The organism is Streptomyces sp. DT224 (assembly GCF_049844595.1).
In the GTDB taxonomy this organism is placed as follows: domain Bacteria; phylum Actinomycetota; class Actinomycetes; order Streptomycetales; family Streptomycetaceae; genus Streptomyces.
This window is the reverse complement of sequence record NZ_JBNCLI010000003.1, coordinates 558,049-580,084: the sequence shown is the minus strand read 5'-3', so window position 1 is coordinate 580,084 and position 22,036 is coordinate 558,049. Positions and strand designations below refer to the sequence as shown.

Here is a 22,036-nt window from a genome sequence, read left to right as displayed (position 1 = left end):
GGAGCGGCATGACCACGGACACGGGCACGGGCGGGCATACCGGCGCCGGGGCGGCCTTCATCGAGCTGGACCGGCTGGAGAAGGTCTTCGACGTCCGCCGCCGGACGGGTTTCCTGCGCGGCGAGCGGCGCCAGGTGCGGGCGGTCGACGGGATCAGCTTCCGGGTGGAGCGCGGCGAGATGGTCGGCTACATCGGGCCGAACGGGGCCGGGAAGTCGACGACGATCAAGATGCTGACGGGCATCCTCACGCCGAGCGGCGGTTCCCTGCGCGTCGCGGGCATCGATCCTTCGCGGGAGCGTACGCGTCTGGCGCACCGGATCGGTGTGGTCTTCGGCCAGCGCACGACGCTGTGGTGGGACCTGCCGCTGCGCGACTCGTACCGGCTGGTGCACCGGATGTACCGGGTCCCGGACGCGCGCTTCCGGGCCAATCTGGACCGGTGTGTCGAACTCCTGGACCTGGGGGAGCTGCTGGACGTGCCGGTACGTCAGCTGTCGCTCGGGCAGCGGATGCGCGGCGACATCGCGGCGGCGCTGCTGCACGATCCCGAGGTGCTGTACCTGGACGAGCCGACGATCGGCCTCGACGTGGTGTCCAAGGCCAAGGTGCGGCAGTTCCTGCGGGACCTGAACGCGGAGCGCGGGACGACGGTCCTGCTGACGACCCATGACCTCACGGACATCGAGCAGCTGTGCAGCCGGGTGATGGTGATCGACCACGGCCGGCTGATGTACGACGGCGCGCTGGCCGGGCTGCACGAGGTGGGGGAGAGCGAGCGGACGCTCGTGGTCGACCTGGAGCGCGAACTCCCGCCGATCCGGCTGGAGCCGGAGCTGTCGGTGCGGACGGTGAAGGTGGAGGGGCCGCGCCAGTGGCTGGCCTTCCCGGCGTCCGCGTCGGCGGCTCCGCTGGTGGCGCGGATCGCCGCGGAGTACCCGTTGGCGGACCTTTCGGTGCAGGAGCCGGACATCGAGGCGGTCATCGCCAAGATGTACGCCCGCGAGCGGCCCGGGGAGCCGGTGACGTGAGCACATACGTTCAATAGGCTGCGCGGTATGACGAGCGAACTCCCCGAGATGCGGGCCTCCGACGCCGAGCGTGAACGTGTTGCCGAGATCCTGCGTGAGGCGGTCGCCGAAGGGCGTCTTGAGATGGAGGAGTTCGAGCAGCGCCTCGACACGGCCTACAAGGCGCGGACGCACGGGGAGCTGGAGCCGCTCGTCCGCGATCTGCCGGCTGCCGGCTCCGCGTCGTCGTCGCCGGCCGTGCGGCCCCGGTCCGGTTCGGCGGCCCGCTGGTCGGAGCGGATCGGGAAGCCGGCCACGTCGAGCGGTGCCTTCGCGTTCTGGGGCGGGTTCGGCCGCCGGGGGAGTTGGACGGTCGGCCGGGTCTTCACCGCGTTCGCGATGTGGGGCGGCGGCCATATCGACCTGCGCGAGGCGAACTTCGAGGACCGCGAGACGGTGATCCGCTGCTTCACGATCATGGGCGGCATCCATGTGACGGTCCCGCCGGATCTGAACGTGGACGTCCGGGGCATCGGCATCATGGGCGGCTTCGGGGAGCACGCCCAGGACGAGTCGGCCCCCGCGCCGGACGCGCCGCGGGTCCGGATCACCGGCCTCGCGCTCATGGGCGGCGTCGGGGTGGAGCACAAGCGCGGCAAGGCGGAGAAGCGGCGGCTGCGGGAGGCGCAGCGCGAGCGGGGCCGGCTGGAGAAGGGCGGCCGGTAGGGCCTGTCCGGCGGATCAGCGTCGCGACCCCGGCCATCATCCGACGCCCGGCTCCAGGCTGCCGCCTCCGGCTCAGAGCGCGTCGACCTTCGGCCTGTCCCCGGTCAGGGTGTCCACGTCCGGCAGCCCCGCCAGGCGGGCGTATCCGGCGTCGTTGAGGTGCAGGTGGTCGCCGGAGTCGTACGCGGGGCGCAGCCGCTGGGGGTGGGCCGGGTCGCGCATGGTGAGGTCGGAGTCGATGACCTCGTCGAAGATCCCGCCGGCCCGGATCTCCGCGTTGACGGACTGCCGCACCTGCTCACCGGTGGCGGTCCACCTGGCGTAGCCCCGGTAGGGCATGAGGGTCGCGCCGATGACCCGCAGGCCGCGTGCGTGGGCCCGCTGGGTGAGGGTGCGCAGGGCGCCGGTGATCCGCCCGGGGTCGGTCTCGTTCGGGAATGCCTGCACGTCGTTGACGCCGAGCGCGATGACGACCGTCTTCACGCCGGAGACGCCGAGGACGTCGCGCTCGAAGCGGTCCAGCGCGCGCGGGCCGATGCCGTCGAGCAGGAGGCGGTTGCCGCCGATGCCCTCGTTGACCACCGCGTAGCGGCCGTCCAGCCGGTCGGCGAGGGCGTCCGGCCAGCGGGTGTTGGCGTCTGTGGTGGAGCCGGTGCCCGCCGTGAGCGAGTCGCCGAACGCGACGAGCGTCGCCGACGCCCGCGCCCCGCCCCGCACGTCGACGGCGGTGAGGTAGCGCCACCGCGTGGTGGCCCAGGTGCCCCGGTCGTCCTCGGTGTACGAGGTCTGGTGGCTGTTGGGGTGCGTGGTGACCGGCCCGTCGGCGGTCGGGGTGCGCAGGGCGACCACGAGGTCGGCGTCTGCGGCGACCGGGACGGCGACGGCGTCGCTGACGGTCTGCCCGCCGGCGGCGACGGTGACGGAGGAGGCCCCGTGGAACGTCACGGGGCGGGTGTTCACGGTGACGCCGTCGATGAGCAGGGGCCGCGTACCGAACAGGTTGGACAGCGTCACGCGGGCCTCGGTGCCGCCGATGCTGGTGTGCACGACGTTGCGGATGACGCGGCGGTTCTGGTCCGCGGCCTGCGCCGGGTCGGCCACGCCCTCGACGGGGGCCGCCGCCCAGGTGGCGAGCCAGTGCCCGGAGGAGTGCGCCGGGGCCGCCGGACTGTGGGCGACGCCCCGCGGGACCGTGGTGGCGGCGGCCGTCGCCCTGTCCCCGGTGAACAGCAGGGAACCGGCGAACGCCACGGCTGCGGCGAGCGCGGCGGTGCCCGCCACGAGGGCGATGAGCAGGGCGTACCCCTGGCGCCTGGGCATGGGCGGTGTGTCTCCTTGCGGAAAAGAGGAATTGCGGGGGAGTGGACCGGTTCCCATGATGCGGCAGGGCGCGGGGAACTCGACGTGCGGCCCGGGAGTAGGTCAGGTAGGCACAATGCGTAGCGGACGTCTGGGGCTGTGCGTACGCGGACGGGTGGAGCGGATGGAACGGATCGACGGAACCGGGCGGACCGAGCGGGGCGGACTGCCTCCGGGGCCCGGCGGGAGGGCGAGGCCCGGCGGGCTGGCCTCGTTCGCGTACACCGCGGCGGACGAGGAGAAGCGTCGTGGCGTACGCCGTATGAAGACCACGGCCACCGGCCTCCTTCTGCTGGTCGCGCTGGTGTACGTCCTCGCCACCTGGGCGAAGAACGAGGGGGTGAGCGGCTGGCCGGGCTTCGTCGCGGCGGCCGCCGAGGCGGGCATGGTGGGTGCGCTGGCGGACTGGTTCGCCGTCACGGCCCTCTTCAAGCGTCCGCTCGGTCTGCCGATTCCGCACACCGCCATCATTCCCACCAAGAAGGACCAGCTCGGGGCCTCCCTCGGTTCCTTCGTGGGCGAGAACTTTCTGTCCGGGGACGTCGTACGTGACCGGATTCACTCGCTGGGCATCGGCGGCCGGGTCGGGGCGTGGCTCGCGGAGCCGGCCCACGCGGACCGGGTCACGGCCGAGCTGGCGACCGCGCTGCGCGGGGCGCTCACCGTCCTGCGGGACGCGGACGTCCAGGCCGTGGTCGGCGAGGCGATCACCCGGCGGGCGAACGCGGCGGAGGTCGGCCCGGGTCTCGGCCGGATGCTGGAGAAGGTCGTCGCGGACGGCGGCCACCGCAAGCTGGTCGATCTGGTCTGCGCCCGCGCCCACGACTGGCTCGTGCTGCACGGCGACTCGGTGATGGACGCGGTGCAGGGCGGGGCGCCGGGCTGGACGCCGCGGTTCGTGGACAAGCGGGTCGGGGAGCGGGTCTACAAGGAGCTCCTGCGCTTCGTCACGGAGATGCGGGACATGCCCGGGCACCCGGCGCGCGGCTCCATCGACACGTTCCTCGCGGACTTCGCGGCCGACCTCCGGACCGACTCGGAGACCCGGGAGCGGGTGGAGCGCCTGAAGACGGAGATCCTGGGGCGCGGCGAGGTCCAGGACGTCATCGCCTCCGCCTGGGCGTCGGTGCGCGCGATGGTGATCGCGGCGGCGGAGGACGAGCAGAGCGAGCTGCGGCTGCGCGCCCGGGCCTCACTGATGTCGCTGGGCGCCCGGCTGGCCACGGACGAACGGCTCCAGGGGAAGCTGGAGGGGTGGCTGGAGGACGCGGCGGCGTACGTCGTGACGACGTACCGGGCGGAGATCACCTCGCTGATCAGCGACACGGTGGCCGGCTGGGACGCGGACCAGACGTCCCGCAAGATCGAGGCCCACATCGGCCGCGACCTGCAGTTCATCCGCATCAACGGCACGGTGGTGGGGGCGCTGGCCGGGCTGGCGATCTACACGGTGTCGTGGGCGCTGTGGGGCTGAGGGGGCCCCGGGGCGGGGCGGGCGGGCCGTTCAGGCCCGGCCCGCCCCGTCGACGCGCCCGGGTTCAGGACGCCCGGCGGGTGACCGCCCAGGACGCGGCGGCCACGGTGCCCGCCACGGTGAAGACGGCGGGCCAGGCGCCGACCTTCTTGGCCAGCGGGTGCGAGCCCGCGAACGCGGCCACGTACGCGGTGGTCAGGGCTGCGGCCGCGCGGGGGCCCGCCTGCCGGTTCCACTCGTACGCGGCGACGCCGCCCGCCGCCGCGAGCGCGACCCCGCCCAGCGGACGCTTGCGGGTCCACCGCGCGACGGCGTAACCGCCGACCAGTCCGCCCGCCGCCACCGCCGCTGCCGGCACCTTCGCCATCGCAGCCACCTCCGCCTTCGTCCACGTCATCGGTGTGCGCGCCCGGCGCGCTCGTACGCGCCCGGCGCCCGGCGCCGCACCGGCGCCGGAACCGAGGCTAACGCGCGCTCCCGCCCTCCCGGCGACGAGGGGGTGCACAGGCGTTTACCCTGGAGGTGAACGCGCGTACACCCCCTCACCCGCCGTCGAGTCAGCAACGGAGAACCATGCCCGCGGACATACCCGCCCCCGCCTCCCCGACGACCCCCGCGGCCCAGGCCCCGCACCCGCGCTTCGCGGTGGGCGTGCTGGCCTTCTGCGGGGTCGTCGTCGCGGTCATGCAGACGATCGTCGTTCCCCTGCTCCCGCACATCCCCGAGCTGACCGGCGCCACCCCGGCCGCCGCGAGCTGGCTGGTCACCGTCACGCTGCTGACCGGCGCGGTGTTCACGCCCGTGCTCGGCCGGGTCGGCGACATGTACGGCAAGCGGCGGGTGCTCGTCGCCTCGCTCGCCGTGCTCGTGGTGGGCTCGGTGCTCTGCGGGGTCAGCTCCCACATCGGCGTGCTGATCACCGGCCGCGCGCTCCAGGGCGCCGCGATCGCCGTCGTACCGCTGGGCATCAGCATCCTGCGCGACGAACTGCCGCCCGAGCGCGTGCTGTCCGCCGTCGCGCTGATGAGCTCCACCCTCGGCATCGGCGCGGCGGTGGGCCTGCCGATCGCCGCGCTCGTGGTGGAGAACTTCGACTGGCACACCATGTTCTGGGTCTCCGGCGTCATCGGCCTCATCGACATCGTGCTCGTCCTCGCCTTCGTACCCGAGTCCCCGCTCCGCAGCCGCGGCCGCTTCGACGCGCTCGGCGCCCTCGGCCTGTCCGGCGCGCTGGTCTGCCTGCTGCTCGCCGTGACGCAGGGCGGCGACTGGGGCTGGACCTCCGGCCGGACGGTCGGCCTGCTCGTGGCGGCCGTCGTGGTGGCGCTGGTCTGGGGGGCGTACGAGCTCCGCGTCGCGACGCCCATGGTCGACCTGCGGGTCTCCGCCCGCCCGGCCGTCCTGCTCACCAACGTCGCGGCCCTGCTCATCGGCTTCTCCTTCTACGCGAACTCCCTGGTCACCGCCCAGATGGTGCAGGAACCGAAGGCGACCGGTTACGGGCTCGGCGCCTCGCTCGTCGTCAGCGGTCTGTGCCTGCTGCCGGGCGGGGTCGCGATGGTGGCGCTCTCGCCGGTGTCCGCCCGGATCTCCGCCAAGCACGGCCCCAAGGTCAGCCTGGCCCTGGCGGCGGGGATCATCGCGGCCGGATACGGGGTGCGGTACTTCACCAGCCACAGCCTGTGGCTCATCGTCGCGGGCGCCACGGTCGTCGCCTCCGGCACGGCCATCGCGTACTCGGCGCTGCCGGCCCTCGTCATGCGAGGGGTCCCGGTCAGCGAGACCGGCGCGGCGAACGGCCTGAACACCCTGATGCGCTCGATCGGCCAGGCGTTCTGCAGCGCCACGGTGGCCGCCGTCCTGGCCAACCTCACCTTCCGGGCGGGGGGCCGGACCGCGCCGACCCTGCACGCGTACCAGCTGGTCTTCGTCATCGCGGCGGGCGCGGCGCTGATGGCCCTCCTGGTCACGCTCATGCTGCCGGGCCGCAAGCCCGCCGGGGCGGGTACGGTCGAGGAGAGCCGTACGGCGCCGGCCACCCCGACGGGGGGTGCGCGGCCGGCGGAAATCCAGGAGGGCGCATGACCGGCGGCCAGGCCATCGCCGCGACCCCGGCCGCGGACACCGGCACGGGCCGGGACGCCATCCTGCGCGCCGCCCGGCGGGCGTTCACGCAGCGCCCGTACGCGGAGGTGACGATCCGCGGGATCGCGGCGGACGCCGGGGTGAGCCCGTCCCTGGTGGTCAAGCACTTCGGCCGCAAGGAGGAGCTGTTCAACACGGTGGCCGACTTCGGGCCGGCCGCCGCGGAGCTCTTCGACGCCCCGCTCGACGTGCTGGGCCGCCACATGGTGGTCACCCTGGTCACCCGCCGCCGCGCCCTCCAGTCGGACCCGCTGCTGCGCGTCGTCTTCTCCCTGGGCAACCAGGACGAACGCTCCCTGCTCCGCGACCGCTTCCACGAACAGGTCACCAACGCGCTCACCGCCCGCCTCCCCGGCGAGGACCGCGCCCTGCGCGCGGAGCTCCTGGCGGGCCACCTGCTGGGCCTGGGCGCGACGCTGAGCCTGCACCGGGAGGGCGCGGGGGCGTCCGCGACGCCGGAACGCATCGCGGACCTGTACGCGCCGGCGCTCCAGCGGCTGATCACGGGCTGACGCAGCCCCGCAGGCGTGTGAGGCCCGCCGCAGGCCCTACCGCATCGCGTTCCGCCAGACCGTCACATCGATCGTGATGTAGTCGCTCGGCGAGTCCTCCGGCGAGTGCCCCTGATACGTCACCAGCCCCATGTGCCCCGTCCCCGTGGTCACGCACACCTGCCGCCCCTTGGACAGCTTGCTGATCTCGATGTCGTTCGCGAACCGCGTCTCCGCCCGGCACACGTCCAGCGATCCGGCCTGCCCCGGGTCGAGCAGGATCAGCTTGCCGCCCTCGCTCTCCGCCTCCAGGTACCCGCCGGAGTCGTACGTCAGCTCGTACCCCTCGTCCTCACCCTCCTGCGGCCGCACCTCGGCATCGCCGAACGTCAGGTGGTACCCCTGGGTGAGGTTGATCCCGGTGAAGTCCTCCGGCGTCGGGTCCGATGTCGCGGGGCTCCGCCCCTCGGGCTGCTCGGTGCCGTCGTCGTCCCCGGACTCCGTGGCGCCGGCACTCGGCTTCGGACTCACCTGCGGCGCGGGCGGGTTCTTGTCCTGGGCGGCCGTACCGCCCTTCTCGTCCTTGCCGTTGTCCTTCAGCAGGAAGTACGCCGTACCTCCGCCGCCGAGGGCGAACAGCAGCACGGCGGCGACCGCCAGGACGGCCACCCGTCCCCGCCGCTTCCTGGGCGCGGGCGTCTGCGGCACCGGCTGCGTGGTGTGCGACTGCGGCGGCACGCCCCCGCCGGGGTACGTGGGCTGCCCCGGACCCGGGTAGCCGTACGCGGGCTGCTGGGCGGCCGGGTACCCGTACGCCGGGGCCGGCCCGGACGGCGCCGAGGGCGCACCGTACGCCCCCGGTCCCACCGGCGCGGGCCCCTGCCCCGGCGCGGGCGTGACCGGCGGCCCGTACCCCGGCGGCGGGGTGCTCGGCGCCGGGGTCGTGGGCGAGTAGGCGGCGGGCGGGGCGGCCGGAGCCGCGGGCGCGGCGGCCACCGGCGGCGTGGCCGGGGCGGCCGACGGCGGGGGCGGCGTCTGCACGGGCGCCGGCGCGGCGGCCCGTACGGTGATGTCGGCGGCGACCGGCTTGGGCAGCCAGTCCTCGGGCCGCCGCAGCACCGTCTCCGCGTTCGCGGTCTGGCAGAGCCGGATCACCTCGGCGACCGAGGGCCGGTCCTGCGGGTCCTTCGCCAGGCAGCGCCCCACGAGCTCCATCAGCCGCTCCGGCACACCCGTGAGGTCCGGCTCCTCGTGCACGATCCGGTAGAGCACCCCGTGCGAGGTCCCCTCGCCGAACGCGGGCGTCCCGGTCGACGCGAACACCGCGACCTGGCCCAGCGCGAAGATGTCCGTCGCGGCGGTGACCTTGCGCCCGGCGGCCTGCTCCGGCGCCATGAACGACGGGGTGCCGATCGTGACCCCGCTCCCCGTGAGCGACGTCGCGTCGGCCGCGTACGCGATACCGAAGTCGATGACGCGCGGCCCGTCCGCCGCGAGCAGCACGTTCGACGGCTTGAGGTCGCGGTGGACGATGCCCGCCCCGTGGATGACGTGCAGCGCCTCGGCCATGCCCGCGATCAGCAGCAGCACCGCCTCGACGGGCAGGGCGCCGTGCTCCACGACCGCGTCGGCGAGCGAGGGGCCCGGTACGTACGCGGTGGCGAGCCACGGCTGCGCGCCCTGGGTGTCGGCGTCGATCACGGGCGCGGTGAACAGGCCCTGCACGCGCTGCGCGGACTGCACCTCCTGCGCGAACCGCCGCCGGAACTCCGCGTCCTCGCCGAACTCCGGCCGGATCACCTTGATCGCGACGGGCCGCCCGCCGGGCGTGTACGACAGGTACACCTTGCCCATGCCGCCCGCGCCGAGCTTGGCGGCCAGCCGGTAACCGGCGATGGTGGTGGGATCGTCAGCCGCGAGGGGCTGGAAGACCTGTGAGGCGCCGCCTCTGCGTGGCTGCTGACCGCTCATGTACTCGTAACTCCCCCGGAGAGCACTGCTGTAGACACGGCACCTTATCCAAATCCCGCGGCCCTGCGGAGCGGTGGGAGCGCGTTGGCTCAGCCGGATGGGGGAAACGCGAACCGCACGCCCGTGGCCTCCTCCGACACCTCCCACAGCCGCCGTCCCGTGGCGGCGTCGGCCGCCCCGGCGGACAGCTCCACCCGGGTGGGTGCGCCGCGCAGCTCCTCCCGGGCCATGTCCGGAAGGCGTCATTCCCGTTGCCTGCCGCGAGCGCCCGTTCGATCATGAACGGCCGACGGCCCCCACGTACCGGAGGCCGCCCCCGGACGAAAGGCTCCACGTGCGCAAGCTGGTGTACTTCATCGCCGCCACCCTCGACGGCTTCATCGCCGGACCGGACGGCTCCGACCCCAGCGGCCCGGACGGCTTCTGGCCCATCCCGGAGGACTACCTCAAGCACCTGATCGCCGAGTACCCGGAGACCCTGCCCGGCCCGGCGCGCGCCGCGCTCGGGGTGACGGCGGAGGGCACGCGCTTCGACACGGTGCTGGAGGGCAGGCGCTCGTACCAGGTCGGCCTCGACGCCGGGCTCACGGACGCCTACCCGCACCTGCGGCACCTGGTGTTCTCCCGCACCCTGGGCGAGAGCCCCGACCCGGCCGTGGAGCTCGTCACGGGCGACCCGGTCGCGCGCGTAAGGGAGTTGAAGCAGGAGGAGGGCAAGGACATCTGGCTCGTCGGCGGCGGCGAGCTGGCCGCCTCGCTCTACGCGGAGATCGACACGCTGATCCTGAAGCTCAGCCCGACGACGATCGGCGCGGGCATCCCGCTGTTCGGCCGGCAGGCGGCGTTCGAACCGGCCGCCTGGACGCTCACGGACCACACGGTCCTGGGGAGCGGGGCGGCGTATCTGACGTACGAGCGCGCCGGGGCCACCGGCTGAGTCGCCGGGACCGGCCGGCAGGGGCGCGGGCCCCCGCCGGCCGGCGCCGGATCACGCGGCGGCGCAGTCCGCGCCGCTGAGGGTGAAGGCGGCCGGGGCGGTGTTCGTGCCGCTCTGGCTGCCCGTGAAGCCCACGGTCACCGAGGAGTTCGGGGCGATCGTGGAGGTGTACGAGGCCGGCGCGACGCTCACCGAACCGCCGGACTGCGTGGGCGTACCGCCCCACATGTTGGTGACGGTCTGCCCGTTGGCGAAGCTGAACCCGAGCTTCCAGCCGTCGATCGCGGCGGTGCCCGTGTTGCGGATGGTGATCTCGCCCTGGAAGCCGCCCTGCCACTGGCCGACCACCTTGTAACCGACCGAGCAGCTGCCCGCCGGCGTGGTCGCGCCCTCGTCCGTGGTCACGCTCACGGCGGCCGACCGCGCCGAACGGTTGCCGGCCGCGTCCCGGGCGTAGACCGCGAAGGAGTACGCGGTGTCGGCGGTGAGGCCCGTCACGGTCACGTTCGTCGCGGCGGACGAGGCGACCCTGGTCTCCGTACCGCCGCTGACGCGCACGACGTCGTAGCCCGCGACGGCAACGTTGTCGGAGGACGCGGCCCAGGTCAGCGTGGCGGAGGTGTCGGTCACGGCGGAGGCGGCCGGGGTGCCCGGGGCGGTCGGGGCCTCGGTGTCCTCCTCGGTGGCGCCGCCGTAGACCGTGGCCTCGCGGGCCGTCTGAGCGATCCCGTCCGCGCCGTGGAAGATGCGCTCGCCCCAGGAGCTGAGCTGCGCCGGGTCGAAGCCGATGGTCAGGTCGAGGATCGGGTCGGTGTTGCCGCTCCACGACCAGGCGATCCAGCCGAGGCCGAGCCGCTGCGCCTCGGACATCATCGTGTCCTCGTCCGGGTCGCCGTACTGGTCGGCGGGGCCGCCGAACTCGCCGATGACCAGGGGGAGTCCCGCGTCCACGAAGGTGTTCAGGTAGTCGGTGACCTTCTGGGCGGTGTTGTAGACGCTGTACATGTGGATCGAGAAGAGCAGGTTCCCGGTGGTGTCGGCGTCGTACACCGCCTGGGCGTTGTCCCGCATGACGTTCTGCCAGTCCTGGCCCCAGTTGGGCGCGTCGACCATGATCGTGTGCGCGAACCCGGCGGCGCGCAGCTTCTTGATCGCGGCGGTGGTGGGGGCGGTCCAGCCGGCCGGGTCGGTGTTGCCCCAGGGCTCGTTGCCGATGTTGATGACGACGTAGTCCTCCTGGCCCTGGAGGACGTCCTTCAGGGAGATCCAGTAGTCGGCCGCGTGGTCCAGCGTGCCGGCGGCGGAGTCCTCGCCGTACCCGGTGGTGTCGTGCACCTCCAGGACGCAGATGAGCCGGTTCGCCTTGCACTGGGCGATGACGGCGGCGACGTCGTCCGGCCCGTTCTTGCTCCAGCGGTAGCCGTCGGACAGCACGACGCGGACGGTGTTGGCGCCGGTCGCCTTGATGTCGGCCAGCGACTGGGTTTCGCCGGGGTACCAGGTGTGCGCGTGGTTGACGCCGCGCATGATGAAGTCGTTGCCGTTGCCTTCGACCAGCCGGCCGTCGCTGATGTGCAGCCCGGTACCTGCGGCGGGCGCGGCGTGGGCGGGGGCGAGGGCGCCGAGGGAGAGGAACCCGAGCAGGGTGGCCAGGACGGTGAGGATGACGGCGGCGGGACGCTCAGCCGGATGTCTCGCTGTTCGCACTGCGGCTCCAGAGGGGGAGAAGGGGCGGTCCACGGGTGTGGGAGCGCTCCCACACCCGGGTGGACCCATGAAGCCATTCGGTCAGGGGCACGTCAATAGATCGGACGACTCGGGTTGGCCGGCACCGGCTTCAGATTTTTCTCGTCGGATTTTCCCGTCGGCTGTCGGATTCGGTGGACACCGTTCGTCGTCTTCGTGAATCGTTCGTCACGGCAGCTGGGAGAACGCTCATGAAGTACGTGTTGTTCATCGCCACGGATCCCGCCGGGGAGCGCACCGACGAGAACCCGGAGGCGTGGGTCGAGAAGTGGAACGGGCGCGGCGTCCGGCTGGAGGGCATGCCGCTCAAGTCCGTCGGGGAGACGAGCACGGTCCGGGTCCGCGGGAGCGAGGTCCTGGTCACCGACGGCCCGTTCGCCGAGACGGCCGAGTGGATCGCCGGGTACGACCTGCTGGAGGCCGCCGACCTGGACGAGGCGATCGAGGTCGCCGCCTCGCATCCGATGGCGACCGCGGGACGCATCGAGATCCGCCCCGTCGAGCCGCTCGACCACGGCGCGGACACGGACAACGTCCCGCACGAGGGCGACGCCCCCGCCTCCCGCTTCCTCGCCCTCATGCGCGCCGACCCGGCCGCGCCGCCGTACCCCGTGGAACCGGCCGCGGTGGCCGCGTGGATTCGGGACGGCCTGGCGTCCGGCCGCTACCTGGGCGGCGAGCACCTGAGCCCGGTCGAGGACGCCACGCTCGTACGGCGACGCGGGGGCGAACTCCTCCTCACGGGCGGGGCGTACACGGACGCGGCGGAGTGGGTCACGGGGATCGTCTTCGTCGACGGCGACCGGGAGCAGGCGCTGGAGTACGTGGGGCGGTGCCCGATGGCCCGGTCGGGGCTCGTGGAACTCCGGGAGTTCCGGACGGACTTCGGATGAGTACGGGGGAGGAGGCCGCCGGTGACACCGCGCCGGCGGCCGTCCGCGCGGCGCTCGCGGCCGCCCACCGCGCCGAATGGGGAGCCGTGTTCGGCACGCTCGTCCGTCTCACCGGGGACTGGGAGCTGGCCGAGGACTGCGCACAGGACGCGTTCGCCCGCGCCCTGCCGGCCTGGGAGCGCGACGGAGTGCCGCGCAGCCCGGGGGCGTGGCTGGTGACCGCCGCCCGGCGCCGCGCCGTGGACGTGCTGCGCCGCCGTACGACGGAACGCGACAAGGTCGCCGAGGCCGCGGCGCTGGAGGAGGGGTACGAACCGGCGCCGCCCGGCGACGAGCGGCTGCGGCTGATCTTCACCTGCTGCCACCCCGCGCTCCCGCTCGAAGCCCGGGTGGCCCTCACGCTGCGCGCGGTCGGCGGCCTCACCACGCGCGAGATCGCCCGCGCGTTCCTGGTGGGTGAGGACACCGTGTCGCAGCGCGTCCTGCGTGCGAAGCGGAAGATCGCCGCCGCGGGCATCCCGTACCGCGTACCGCCGCCCGGCGCACGCGCCGAACGCCTCGGCGGGGTCCTGGCCGTGCTCTACCTGATCTTCACCGAGGGGTACACGCCCAGCGACGGCAGCGTCATCCGCGACCGGCTCGCCGAGGAGGCCATCCGCCTGGCCCGCCTCGTGGTGGCCGAGGCTCCGGACGAGCCGGAGGCCCGCGGCCTGCTGGCCCTGCTCCTGCTCCAGCATTCCCGCCGCGCCGCCCGGCTCGACGCGGACGGCGGCCTGATCAGGCTGGAGCAGCAGGACCGCTCGCTGTGGGACCGCGCGCTGATCACCGAGGGCGCCGCTCTGGCCCGCGAGGCGCTCGCGGCGGGCGGCCCCTACGCACTCCAGGCCGCGATCGCCGCCCAGCACGCCCTGGCCCCGGACGCCGCCGCCACCGACTGGGCGGCCGTCGTCACCCTGTACGACCGCCTCCTCGCCCTGCGCGCCGGCCCGGTCGTGGCCCTGAACCGAGCGGTGGCCGTGGGCATGCGGGACGGACCGCGGGCCCAGCTGGCGGCCGTCGACGCGCTGGGTACGCCGAAGGAGCTCGCGGGCCACCACGCCCTCCCCGCCGTGCGGGCGGACGCGCTGCGCCGCCTCGGCCGTACGCAGGAGGCGGCGCAGATGTACGAGGCCGCGAGGGCGGCGGCGCCCAATGGGGCGATCGCCGCGGAATACGCGCGCCGGCTCACCGGCCTGGGGCACTCGGCGAAGGGAACACCGCACGATGGCTGAAACCGACCGGAACGAGATCCGGGCCCGGATCGCGAAGGGGCTCGTCTACACGGAGACCGAGGCGGCCTTCCTGGCCCCGGCCCGCCGTACGGACGAGATCTTCGCCTACAACCAGACGCCCCCGGGCGACACGGCGAGACGGCGTGCGCTGCTGACCGGGATCTTCGCCTCGGTGGGCGAACGCACGGTCCTCCAGGCGCCGTTCCACGCCGCGTTCGGCAGCAACGTGCACATCGGGGACGACTTCTTCGGCAACGTGAACCTGACGTTCGTGGACGACGTGGAGATCCGCATCGGCGACGACGTCATGATCGCCCCGAGCGTGACCCTGACGACGACGGGTCACCCGGTGCACCCTGCGCGCAGGGCGGATTTCGGCCGCTTCTCGGAGCCGATCGTCATCGAGGACAAGGTGTGGATCGGCAGCAACGTGGTCGTCCTGCCGGGCGTCCGCATCGGCTACGGCTCGGTCATCGGCGCGGGCAGCGTCGTGAGCCGCGACATACCTCCGATGAGTGTCGCGGTAGGTACGCCGTGCCGGGTGATCCGGCCGATCACGGACGAGGACCTCGCCACGCGCATGTAGGCGGCCCGCTCACCAGGCCCCGTGGTCCCGCACGCCCGGGATCAGTGCGGCGATCGCCGTCGCCGACGGTGTTGCGGGAGCCCACCCGGGGGTGGGCGGTGATCGGAACGCGCGGGTTTCTTCGCTCGTGAGGGAGGCCACCCCGGAAGGAGTGCCGCTCACGCACTCGACCACGGGCACGCCTGTCCTTCATGGCCCTGGATGGGGGGCGACCCGGAGGAAATCGTAGAGGCGCCTGCGGGCGGGCCGCCCGGAGTTCCGCGCGGCCCGCCCGTGGAGACCCTCTAGCTGAGGATCAGATGCCACGGCGGGTTGTGCGTCGAGGAGTGGACACACGTCCAGGAGCTGTACGCGGGGTTCGTGGCCGTGATGTTCTTGCCGGACTGGTTGCACTGGGTGGACGTATTGAACCAGCCGCCGCTGTCCGCGTTGGCCGCACCGGTGGAGGCGACGGTCAGGACCAGCGCACCCGCGGCAACCGCGCTCGCTGTGGCGATTCGTGACACCATCTTGCGGACTTCGCTCATTACTCGCTCCTCTTCGGATGCGACACCATGGCCAATGTGGAGTCCAGCTGCAACGCCTCAACTGCCGCGCCTCTCACGCGCAGTGCCTCAAGCTAGACCTGGTGCACGGGCGGAGCAATACGACGGCGTTGGCGAGATGGCGACATCGCCGGATGGTGTCCCCGGCGACGTCTGCGTCGTCCGCGGGCCGTGGAACGGAGGGATCCGCGAGGTACCGACGGAGATCGCCCGCCGTGCGAGTCCGCATCACCCGGGCCGCCCAGGCGCGGCAGCGTCAGCCGGCCCGCTCGGTCAGCAACTCCGCCAGCCGGTCCGCGAACGCGGTGATCCACTCCAGTTCGGGCCCGCCGCGGGCGACCCGGAACCCGTGCCGCCGCGCCCAGAACGCCGCCTGCACGGCATGCAACTGCGCCCACCGCCGCACCCGTTCGCGTTCCAGGCCGGCGGCGTCCGCGTACACGTCCACGATGCGGTGCACGGCCCTGCCGAGGTCGCGGGCGCCCGGCCCCGCTGCCGCGAGGGCGTACGCGCGGGACTTCATCAGCGCCCCGACGTCATACGCCGGGTCGCCCGCGTACCCCTTGGGATCGACGGCGAGCCAGGGCTCGCGCTCGGCCCGCAGGATGTTCCGCCCGTGCAGGTCGCCGTGGACGAGCGTGTCGGGCTGCTGACGCCCCAACTCCCTTACGGTGGCGAGGGCGGCCTCCAGTACGGGGCGCGGCAGGGCGTGCGTCAGCTCGGCGGCGTCCTCGCGCAGCCCGTCCTCCCACTCCCCGGCCCGGTCGCTGAGCCGGGGCAGCCCCTCGGGCGCCGGCACGGCGAGCTGCCGCCCGAGCCGCGCGGCGACGGCCACCACCTCGTCCCCGTCGACCGCCTCGGCCAGCGTCACCGGCGAGGCCCGCTCCAGCAGCATCGCGTACCGGGCGTCGTCCCGCTCGTACAGCGCGACGGCCCCGCGCCCGCCCCAGGCGACGAAGGCGTCGGGCTCGTGATCGTTGCCGGGGTGCGGGAAGGAGACCTTGAGCACGGCGGGAGGCGTGCCGTCACGGCGTACGGGAACGATGACCCCGACGCCGCCGTGCATGACGCGCCCGTCGGGCGTGCAACCCCACGTATCCGCCAAGTCCGATACGAGCAAGGGCAGTTCGGCGACCCACTTCGCTGCGGCGGCCCCTTCGCGCGCGATGGTGGTCCGGGCGAACTCTTCCGGAATGACGATCATCCGGGCACCTTACGCGGGGCGGGACCCGGCTGGCCCCTGAGATACCGCCCCCAGACCTGGGCCTTGCGGAAGGGCCCGTACCCGTCGCTGGTGTACTGCGGCGAGTCGAAGGCGACCCAGTACACCCACTCGCCGTCGAGCGCCCGGGGGTGTCCGTTGGGCTCGGGGGCGGCCATGGCATCGACGGTCCCGGCGAACTCGGCAGCCTGCCAGGGCCCCTCCCAGTCCGTGTCCCGTACGACGACGACCCGAGTGCCCGGGGCCATCGCACCGGGCGGCCAGGACCGGCTCAGCACCGGGAAGTGGGACCGCCAGCCGGGGCGGACGTACGGCACCGGCCCGGCCCACACCTCGCGGTGGCGCCGCCCCTCGTGGTTGGCGTTGCGGGGGAGGTAGCCCTGGAAGAGGCCGGGCGCCCGCAGCCCGGCGTGGAGGTGCCCGATGCACTCGGTGACGGGGTCGGCGGAGGCGGGGTCGGCGGGCCGGAAGTCGCCGTCGACCAGCCGGAACGCCCGACCCTCGTCGTGGTCGACGCCGCCGGCCGCGACGAGCCGGCCCGAGCGGAAGGCGGCCGCGCAGGCATGGACGCCGATGGCGGCCACGACCACGGGCGCGGCGAGGCTGAGGAACGAGCCCAGCAGGAGGTCGTCGTCATCGAACGCGTCGAGCGGATCGGGCCGCACAGGCGCACCCGCCGCGACGCGCCACGCGCGAAGGTCGTGCGGCGTCAGCCCGCCCCGGTCGTAGACGAGCCGACGGACGGAGTGCTCCAGCTCCCAGGGCGCGGGAAGCGCCCACCCCACCGGCAGGCCGGGCGCGTCACCGGTGCGCGGGACGCACACGGAACCGCCGGGTATCGCGAGGTCGTAAAGCGGCAACACGCCCGCGTCGAGCGCGAGTACGCAGTTGAGGTGGAAGCCCATGGAGAGCATCCTCGCGCACGCCCCGAAGGAGCCCCCGTGACCGTGACCATCCGCCCCGCCCGCCCGGACGACATCCCACCCTCACGGACCTGATCGAGGAGATCGAACGCTTCTACGGAGCCACGGAGATCCAGCCCCTCACGGAAGGCCGCCCCCAACTCGCGGACGCGTTGTTCGGCCCGGCATCACTCGCCCGGACCCTGGTGGCGGACCCGTCCGACGGCACCCTCGCGGGGATGGCCGCGTACTCATTCCTCTGGCCGGCGCGGGGGACGACACACGCCCTGTTCCTGAACGAGCTGTACGTGAGTGAACCGTGGCGCGGGAGGGGCCTCGGGGCGCGCTGGATGACGGAACTCCGCGCGGTGGCGTCCGGCCGGGCGGGGTGCAGCCGGGTGGAGGGGTGAGGTTGGCGGCTGCGGACGACCCGGAGGCGGGGGAGTTCCACGGGGCGCTGGGGTTCGAGGCGGTGGAGGGGAAGGTGGTGTACCGGGTGGGGGTGGAGGGGTGAGGTCGGCGGGTGCGGTTATCGGGGCACGCGTCGAGGGCCGTTGCCCTACGCTGGCGGCGTATGCCTGCTGTGAAGGCGTTGAGGCGGTTATGCCGGAGTGAGCGAAAGTGGTCGCAAACCGCGCCGACGCGAGACAAAGCAGCAGCTCACGAAGCCTGCTCCCCGCACGCGCGGGGATGGTTCCGGCGAGACGGAGATGCGCGGCGACGCGGTCCTCTGCTCCCCGCACGCGCGGGGATGGTTCCACGCAGCCCCGGCCGGGAGATAGCCGGCCGGGCTGCTCCCCGCACGCGCGGGGATGGTTCTCCGTTTCCGGCTCACCGAGGCCGAGGAAGTCGCTGCTCCCCGCACGCGCGGGGATGGTTCCGGTGCGGACATCCTCTACGACTCCGGGAAGAACTGCTCCCCGCACGCGCGGGGATGGTTCCGTCCGCCGCAACGCCCCGATCCGGATCTCGCACTGCTCCCCGCACGCGCGGGGATGGTTCCAAGGCGATCGGCCGCGAGGTGGGCCGCAATGACTGCTCCCCGCACGCGCGGGGATGGTTCCGGCATCGGGCAGAACGGGTCCGGCTCCGGCACCTGCTCCCCGCACGCGCGGGGATGGTCCCGCCACGGCGGCCACGGCGAAGTTCCTCCCCGGCTGCTCCCCGCACGCGCGGGGATGGCCCCTCGCGGTAGTAGCCGCTGATCTTTTTGTAGACCTGCTCCCCGCACGCGCGGGGATGGTCCCACGCCGGGGGTGCTGCCGGTGAGGTACCCGACCTGCTCCCCGCACGCGCGGGGATGGTCCCCAGAACCGGTCCCGCTCGCTGGCGTTCTGCGTCTGCTCCCCGCACGCGAGGGAATGGTCCCTGCAGGCACTCGGCCGGATCGGCGATCTTGTCCTGCTCCCCGCATGCGCGGGTGGCGCGGCCGTGACAGCGGTCGGTCGCTCAGACCGTGTCGAACTCTCCCGCCCTGACACCTTCCACGAACGACGAAAACGCTTCGGCGGAGGCCGACAGCCTCGGGCCGCCGGCCAGCTTGGAGTCGCGGAGGGGAACGGTCCCGGTTGTGGCAACGAGGTTGGTGGCCACCTCGACGCAGTCGCCGCCGTTCGAGCTGTACGAGGACTTGCGCCAACGGGGGGATTCGTTCGTCACGGGGTGCCCTTTCGCAACTGGCTGATCATGGCCACCGACGCCGCCTGCGACAGCGTCTCGGCCTGCAGTTGATGGTAGGCCGTGAGCATGGGCACTACGGTTGACGGCTCCCGGTCGACGTACCCCTGCACTTGCGATTCGGCGTACCCGACTACGGACCGGTCGGAGAGGGTGAGGAGGTTGACCGGCATGTCGAACGCCCGCCGAGCGCCTATGGCGAACGGCGAGACGTGAACGATCCAGTTGGGGAGTGCAGCGAGTTTCTCCAGCCGTTCGAGTTGGGCGTTCATGACCTTCGAGCCGCCGACGGCCTGAAGGAGACAGCTTTCATCCATCACGACGAACACCATTGGCGGCCTGGGCCTGACCAGCGCGGTTTGCCGCTCCAAGAGGAACGTAACGCGTTCGTCGGCCTGTTCAGGGGTGATGGACCCGCGCTGCAGCTCACCTTCGGCCACTGCTCGCGCGTACTCCGGGGTCTGCATCAGGCCAGGAATGAGTCCGATGCGGAACAGCCGGATCTCCACGGCCCGCGCCTCGTAACCCACGTATTCCGGGAAGCCCTCCAGGAGACTGCCGTGCCTCATCTCGCGCCACTCACGCTCGAACGACTCCGGAGTACCTACGAGTTCGAGCGCGACGTCCAGGCGCCGCGAGAACGGCAGGGTTGCGGATTTGCGACCAGTTTCGATTGCCGAGACGTGCCGCCCGGTGCAGCCGACCATCGTGGCGATGTGATCCTGAATCCAGCCGCGAGCCTCACGCATCCTGCGTAAACGCGCGCCGTAGGCCGCCTGCGGTGACGCGTCCGGATTCAGCTCCTTGATGTTGACCAACATGTCCTCCCTGGCTGCCACGTTGATGACTTTGCGAGGCTAGGTCACGCTGAGCGCGTCTGGTAGTGAAACCGCTACGGAGGGACACGAAAGCGTGCCTGTCGAAGAACATGGAACCGCGCCGGCCCCCGGCCCACTCCCCACCCGAACCGACGACGAAGACCCCCCGAGCCGCGAGCTGCGCAGGGATCCGGACCTCTCGCGTTACGCCTCGCTCGCCGCGTTTCCCCCCTGCCGGTGCGGGGCGCCCATCTGCCCGGACGGCCCGGCGCGGGCCGGGGCGTCGGCGGACGACATCCGCGTACGCGTACGGGAGACGAACGCGATGCACGCGAAGTACCGCCTGTGACGGCGCGGGCGCCACGACGGCGACACGCAATCCGGAAGGAGCTGAAGGGAATGAACGAGGTCATGAAGGGAACGACGCCGCACGGCATCGCGGTACGCGCGGGCGGTGGCGGGGACGGCCTGCCCGGAACACCGTGGCCGGGCCCCCAGGAACCACTCTCGCCGGACGGCGGACCGGGCGTGCCGAGCCCGCCGAAGGGCGCGGCGGCGGCATGAACGAGCAGACAGTGACGGCGTACCCCACTCGCGAGGAGGTGGCGTACGCCCTGACGGCCGGCGGCGTCCTGAAGACGGGCTGGCTGGACGCCTATGTCCGAGTACCCAGGCAGGCGTTCCTGCCGGACACGATCTGGCCGTTCGACATGGCGACCGGGAGGACGGTCCACGTATCGCGGACGGAGGACGCGCAGGCGTGGCGCGGGCACGCGAACGCGGACGTACCGATCGTGACGCAGTGGGACGACGGGGAGCACGCCGGCCGCGCACCGGGCCGGCTGTCGACGTCGTCGGCCTCGATGCCGAGCGTCGTCTTCCGGATGCTGGATGACCTCACGGTGGACGACTACTGCCGCGTCCTCGAAATCGGCACGGGAACGGGCTGGAACGCGGCGCTGCTGGCCCACAAGGTGGGCGAGAAGAACGTCGTCAGCGTGGAGGTGGACGAGGCGGTCGCGAACCGGGCGCGCGACGCCCTGGCCCACTTCTTCGGCGCTCCGGTTGACGTGATCCACGGCGACGGCCGCGCGGGGGCGCCGGGGCGGGGGGTGTTCGACCGGGTGATCGCCACGTGCGGGGTCCGCGAGATCCCGTACGCGTGGGTGGAGCAGACGCGGCCCGGCGGTGTGATTGTGGCGCCGTGGGGAACGGGCTTCACGAATGCGGACGCGGTTCTGCGGTTGACGGTGGACGCGGAGGGGAAGAGCGCGAGCGGCCGGTTCACGGGCCCGGTCGAGTTCATGAAGCTCAGGGCCCACCGGTCGGCCCCGATCGATCACGAGGCGTACGCGTCGGGGTCGTTGTCCGCTCCGGAGGTGACGGCCTCCAACGCCGCGAGGGCCCTGTCGGCGACCGACCGCTTCAGCCCTCTGACGTTCGCGCTGGGCCTCCGCGTGCCCGCCTGCACGTACATCGCCGCCGAGAAGGTGCGCGGTGCCCAACCCCACTGGTTCTACAGCCGCAGCGACCACTCGTGGGCCTGCGCGCTGGTGGAGGACGGAGAGCCGACGGTGCGCGTGTGGCAGCGGGGGAGTCGTCGGTTGTGGGATGAGGTGGAGGGCGCCTACGCGTGGTGGGTGGAGCGAGGGAGGCCGGGGTGGGAGCGGTTCGGGGTGATGGTGCGAGGGGAGGGGGAGCGGGTCTGGGTGGATGAGGTGGGGGAGTGGGCGTGAGGTGCGGCGTCTGGCTGGTGGGGAACGGGCTTGCCCGACTGAATGGTTGACCTAAGCTGAGGCACGTATGCCAGCTGTGGGCCTGTTGAGGTGGTTATGCCGGAGTCCGCGAAAGTGGTCAGAATCGCTACTCACTCGAGACGAACCTGCAGGTCGCGCAGTCTGCTCCCCGCACGCGCGGGGATGGTCCCAGCTTCGGACGGTTCATTCCCACCGCGAGCGCCTGCTCCCCGCACGCGCGGGGATGGTCCCCTCGGCGCCGAGCTGGTGTTCGTCGGGCCCGACTGCTCCCCGCACGCGCGGGGATGGTCCCAGCGCGTCTACGTCGGGTTGTGCGGGCTCGCTCTGCTCCCCGCACGCGCGGGGATGGTCCCGCGGGTCAGCTCAACGCGGTGGAGATCAACGGCTGCTCCCCGCACGCGCGGGGATGGTCCCCACTCGGCTATGCCGAGGCGGCGGGCGGAGTTCTGCTCCCCGCACGCGCGGGGATGGTCCCAGAGCGACGGAAGGCCAACGTGTGAGTACGC

General features: G+C 72.9%; 22 protein-coding genes, 1 pseudogene and 2 CRISPR repeat arrays. Of the genes and pseudogenes, 13 read left to right on the top strand and 10 right to left on the bottom strand.

The annotated features are described in order from the left end of the window. Positions 1-8: 8 nt before the first annotated feature. Together ACLQ2N_RS09895 and ACLQ2N_RS09890 are read left to right on the top strand one after the other, a co-directional pair. A complete protein-coding gene (locus ACLQ2N_RS09895; RefSeq protein ID WP_425811125.1) occupies positions 9-1,031 on the top strand; it encodes an ABC transporter ATP-binding protein in 1,023 nt (340 codons plus the stop codon). A gap of 48 nt (positions 1,032-1,079) precedes the next feature. Next, on the top strand, positions 1,080-1,736 hold the full coding sequence (locus ACLQ2N_RS09890; protein WP_425811347.1) for a DUF1707 SHOCT-like domain-containing protein: 657 nt from the start codon (positions 1,080-1,082) through the stop codon (positions 1,734-1,736). Between the two features lie 72 nt (positions 1,737-1,808). Here ACLQ2N_RS09890 and ACLQ2N_RS09885 read toward each other — a convergent pair whose 3' ends face one another. Further along, positions 1,809-3,056 carry an SGNH/GDSL hydrolase family protein gene (locus tag ACLQ2N_RS09885; protein WP_425811123.1) on the bottom strand — a complete coding sequence of 416 codons (1,248 nt, stop codon included), beginning with the start codon at positions 3,054-3,056 and terminating at the stop codon, positions 1,809-1,811. Between the two features lie 163 nt (positions 3,057-3,219). Between ACLQ2N_RS09885 and ACLQ2N_RS09880 the strand changes: the two genes are divergently transcribed. After that, entirely contained in the window at positions 3,220-4,569 is a 1,350-nt protein-coding gene (locus ACLQ2N_RS09880) for a DUF445 domain-containing protein (RefSeq protein WP_425811345.1), read from the top strand. A gap of 64 nt (positions 4,570-4,633) precedes the next feature. On the opposite strand, the gene ACLQ2N_RS09875 is transcribed toward ACLQ2N_RS09880, so the two are convergent. Beyond that, positions 4,634-4,936, bottom strand: coding sequence for a hypothetical protein (locus tag ACLQ2N_RS09875; protein ID WP_360857376.1), 303 nt, complete (start codon positions 4,934-4,936; stop codon positions 4,634-4,636). 206 nt (positions 4,937-5,142) lie between these two features. Here ACLQ2N_RS09875 and ACLQ2N_RS09870 point away from each other — a divergent pair, with 206 nt between their 5' ends. Continuing rightward, complete coding sequence (locus tag ACLQ2N_RS09870) at positions 5,143-6,654, top strand: MFS transporter (protein WP_425811121.1); 1,512 nt, start codon at positions 5,143-5,145, stop codon at positions 6,652-6,654. Beyond that, positions 6,651-7,226, top strand: a complete 576-nt coding sequence (locus tag ACLQ2N_RS09865) for a TetR family transcriptional regulator (protein WP_425811119.1) — start codon at positions 6,651-6,653, stop codon at positions 7,224-7,226. The genes ACLQ2N_RS09870 and ACLQ2N_RS09865 overlap by 4 nt, the downstream gene beginning before the upstream one ends. Before the next feature lie 36 nt (positions 7,227-7,262). On the opposite strand, the gene ACLQ2N_RS09860 is transcribed toward ACLQ2N_RS09865, so the two are convergent. Both ACLQ2N_RS09860 and ACLQ2N_RS09855 read right to left on the bottom strand, forming a co-directional pair. Next, the gene (locus ACLQ2N_RS09860) at positions 7,263-9,176 is read right to left on the bottom strand and encodes a protein kinase domain-containing protein (protein WP_425811117.1); all 1,914 of its coding nucleotides are present in this window, start codon (positions 9,174-9,176) and stop codon (positions 7,263-7,265) included. Positions 9,177-9,265: 89 nt separating this feature from the next. Next, positions 9,266-9,403: pseudogene (locus tag ACLQ2N_RS09855) on the bottom strand (short-chain dehydrogenase); the annotation flags it as partial. Between the two features lie 107 nt (positions 9,404-9,510). Here ACLQ2N_RS09855 and ACLQ2N_RS09850 point away from each other — a divergent pair. After that, positions 9,511-10,113: a dihydrofolate reductase family protein gene (locus tag ACLQ2N_RS09850; protein WP_425811115.1), complete on the top strand. Its 603-nt coding sequence runs from the start codon at positions 9,511-9,513 to the stop codon at positions 10,111-10,113. Positions 10,114-10,164: 51 nt separating this feature from the next. On the opposite strand, the gene ACLQ2N_RS09845 is transcribed toward ACLQ2N_RS09850, so the two are convergent. Next, positions 10,165-11,820 carry a cellulase family glycosylhydrolase gene (locus tag ACLQ2N_RS09845; protein ID WP_425811113.1) on the bottom strand — a complete coding sequence of 552 codons (1,656 nt, stop codon included), beginning with the start codon at positions 11,818-11,820 and terminating at the stop codon, positions 10,165-10,167. Between the two features lie 230 nt (positions 11,821-12,050). On the opposite strand from ACLQ2N_RS09845, the gene ACLQ2N_RS09840 reads away from it, so the two are divergent. From ACLQ2N_RS09840 to ACLQ2N_RS09830, 3 genes are read left to right on the top strand one after another with little or no spacing between them, the layout of a single operon-like run. After that, entirely contained in the window at positions 12,051-12,752 is a 702-nt protein-coding gene (locus tag ACLQ2N_RS09840; protein ID WP_425811111.1) for a YciI family protein, read from the top strand. Next, positions 12,749-14,023, top strand: a complete 1,275-nt coding sequence (locus ACLQ2N_RS09835; RefSeq protein WP_425811109.1) for an RNA polymerase sigma factor — start codon at positions 12,749-12,751, stop codon at positions 14,021-14,023. The genes ACLQ2N_RS09840 and ACLQ2N_RS09835 overlap by 4 nt, the downstream gene beginning before the upstream one ends. Further along, positions 14,016-14,609, top strand: a complete 594-nt coding sequence (locus tag ACLQ2N_RS09830) for a sugar O-acetyltransferase (protein ID WP_425811107.1) — start codon at positions 14,016-14,018, stop codon at positions 14,607-14,609. Before ACLQ2N_RS09835 ends, ACLQ2N_RS09830 begins: the two co-directional genes overlap by 8 nt. 284 nt (positions 14,610-14,893) lie before the next feature. Here the strand turns inward: ACLQ2N_RS09830 and ACLQ2N_RS09825 are convergent, their stop codons facing one another. The 3 genes from ACLQ2N_RS09825 to ACLQ2N_RS09815 all read right to left on the bottom strand — a co-directional run bounded on the left by ACLQ2N_RS09825 (position 14,894) and on the right by ACLQ2N_RS09815 (position 17,281). Continuing rightward, a complete protein-coding gene (locus ACLQ2N_RS09825) occupies positions 14,894-15,136 on the bottom strand; it encodes a hypothetical protein (protein ID WP_425811106.1) in 243 nt (80 codons plus the stop codon). Between the two features lie 274 nt (positions 15,137-15,410). After that, on the bottom strand, positions 15,411-16,358 hold the full coding sequence (locus tag ACLQ2N_RS09820) for an aminoglycoside phosphotransferase family protein (protein WP_425811104.1): 948 nt from the start codon (positions 16,356-16,358) through the stop codon (positions 15,411-15,413). Continuing rightward, positions 16,355-17,281, bottom strand: a complete 927-nt coding sequence (locus ACLQ2N_RS09815) for a hypothetical protein (protein ID WP_425811102.1) — start codon at positions 17,279-17,281, stop codon at positions 16,355-16,357. Before ACLQ2N_RS09815 ends, ACLQ2N_RS09820 begins: the two co-directional genes overlap by 4 nt. Positions 17,282-17,484: 203 nt before the next feature. Here ACLQ2N_RS09815 and ACLQ2N_RS09810 point away from each other — a divergent pair, with 203 nt between their 5' ends. Then, positions 17,485-17,688: a GNAT family N-acetyltransferase gene (locus ACLQ2N_RS09810; RefSeq protein WP_425811100.1), complete on the top strand. Its 204-nt coding sequence runs from the start codon at positions 17,485-17,487 to the stop codon at positions 17,686-17,688. A gap of 259 nt (positions 17,689-17,947) precedes the next feature. Further along, positions 17,948-18,704: direct repeats of the CRISPR family, unit length 25 nt; unit sequence CTGCTCCCCGCACGCGCGGGGATGG. 23 nt (positions 18,705-18,727) lie between these two features. Here ACLQ2N_RS09810 and ACLQ2N_RS09805 read toward each other — a convergent pair. Both ACLQ2N_RS09805 and ACLQ2N_RS09800 read right to left on the bottom strand, forming a co-directional pair. Next, positions 18,728-18,937 (bottom strand): DUF397 domain-containing protein, encoded by a 210-nt coding sequence (locus ACLQ2N_RS09805; RefSeq protein WP_425811098.1) that lies wholly within the window; start codon positions 18,935-18,937, stop codon positions 18,728-18,730. Continuing rightward, positions 18,934-19,773 (bottom strand): helix-turn-helix domain-containing protein, encoded by an 840-nt coding sequence (locus ACLQ2N_RS09800; RefSeq protein WP_425811343.1) that lies wholly within the window; start codon positions 19,771-19,773, stop codon positions 18,934-18,936. The genes ACLQ2N_RS09805 and ACLQ2N_RS09800 overlap by 4 nt, the downstream gene beginning before the upstream one ends. A 94-nt stretch (positions 19,774-19,867) precedes the next feature. On the opposite strand from ACLQ2N_RS09800, the gene ACLQ2N_RS09795 reads away from it, so the two are divergent. Genes ACLQ2N_RS09795 through ACLQ2N_RS09785 form a run of 3 tightly spaced genes read left to right on the top strand, consistent with a single transcriptional unit; the run spans position 19,868 to position 21,509 of the window. Beyond that, on the top strand, positions 19,868-20,122 hold the full coding sequence (locus ACLQ2N_RS09795) for a hypothetical protein (protein WP_425811096.1): 255 nt from the start codon (positions 19,868-19,870) through the stop codon (positions 20,120-20,122). Between the two features lie 50 nt (positions 20,123-20,172). Continuing rightward, positions 20,173-20,337 (top strand): hypothetical protein, encoded by a 165-nt coding sequence (locus tag ACLQ2N_RS09790; protein ID WP_425811094.1) that lies wholly within the window; start codon positions 20,173-20,175, stop codon positions 20,335-20,337. Next, complete coding sequence (locus ACLQ2N_RS09785) at positions 20,334-21,509, top strand: methyltransferase domain-containing protein (RefSeq protein WP_425811092.1); 1,176 nt, start codon at positions 20,334-20,336, stop codon at positions 21,507-21,509. Before ACLQ2N_RS09790 ends, ACLQ2N_RS09785 begins: the two co-directional genes overlap by 4 nt. Positions 21,510-21,671: 162 nt before the next feature. Beyond that, a CRISPR array of direct repeats spans positions 21,672-22,005; the repeat unit is 29 nt; unit sequence CTGCTCCCCGCACGCGCGGGGATGGTCCC. Positions 22,006-22,036: the final 31 nt, after the last annotated feature.

Excerpts from the sequence above, each read along its gene's own strand:
- ACLQ2N_RS09820 (WP_425811104.1), bottom strand. The coding sequence starts at position 16,358 with ATGATCGTCATTCCGGAAGAGTTCGCCCGGACCACCATCGCGCGCGAA.
- ACLQ2N_RS09860 (WP_425811117.1), bottom strand. The coding sequence starts at position 9,176 with ATGAGCGGTCAGCAGCCACGCAGAGGCGGCGCCTCACAGGTCTTCCAG.
- ACLQ2N_RS09785 (WP_425811092.1), top strand. The coding sequence starts at position 20,334 with ATGAACGAGCAGACAGTGACGGCGTACCCCACTCGCGAGGAGGTGGCG.
- ACLQ2N_RS09885 (WP_425811123.1), bottom strand. The coding sequence starts at position 3,056 with ATGCCCAGGCGCCAGGGGTACGCCCTGCTCATCGCCCTCGTGGCGGGC.
- ACLQ2N_RS09790 (WP_425811094.1), top strand. The coding sequence starts at position 20,173 with ATGAACGAGGTCATGAAGGGAACGACGCCGCACGGCATCGCGGTACGC.
- ACLQ2N_RS09890 (WP_425811347.1), top strand. The coding sequence starts at position 1,080 with ATGCGGGCCTCCGACGCCGAGCGTGAACGTGTTGCCGAGATCCTGCGT.
- ACLQ2N_RS09830 (WP_425811107.1), top strand. The coding sequence starts at position 14,016 with ATGGCTGAAACCGACCGGAACGAGATCCGGGCCCGGATCGCGAAGGGG.
- ACLQ2N_RS09825 (WP_425811106.1), bottom strand. The coding sequence starts at position 15,136 with ATGAGCGAAGTCCGCAAGATGGTGTCACGAATCGCCACAGCGAGCGCG.
- ACLQ2N_RS09815 (WP_425811102.1), bottom strand. The coding sequence starts at position 17,281 with ATGGGCTTCCACCTCAACTGCGTACTCGCGCTCGACGCGGGCGTGTTG.
- ACLQ2N_RS09835 (WP_425811109.1), top strand. The coding sequence starts at position 12,749 with ATGAGTACGGGGGAGGAGGCCGCCGGTGACACCGCGCCGGCGGCCGTC.
- ACLQ2N_RS09840 (WP_425811111.1), top strand. The coding sequence starts at position 12,051 with ATGAAGTACGTGTTGTTCATCGCCACGGATCCCGCCGGGGAGCGCACC.
- ACLQ2N_RS09880 (WP_425811345.1), top strand. The coding sequence starts at position 3,220 with ATGGAACGGATCGACGGAACCGGGCGGACCGAGCGGGGCGGACTGCCT.
- ACLQ2N_RS09875 (WP_360857376.1), bottom strand. The coding sequence starts at position 4,936 with ATGGCGAAGGTGCCGGCAGCGGCGGTGGCGGCGGGCGGACTGGTCGGC.
- ACLQ2N_RS09865 (WP_425811119.1), top strand. The coding sequence starts at position 6,651 with ATGACCGGCGGCCAGGCCATCGCCGCGACCCCGGCCGCGGACACCGGC.
- ACLQ2N_RS09870 (WP_425811121.1), top strand. The coding sequence starts at position 5,143 with ATGCCCGCGGACATACCCGCCCCCGCCTCCCCGACGACCCCCGCGGCC.
- ACLQ2N_RS09895 (WP_425811125.1), top strand. The coding sequence starts at position 9 with ATGACCACGGACACGGGCACGGGCGGGCATACCGGCGCCGGGGCGGCC.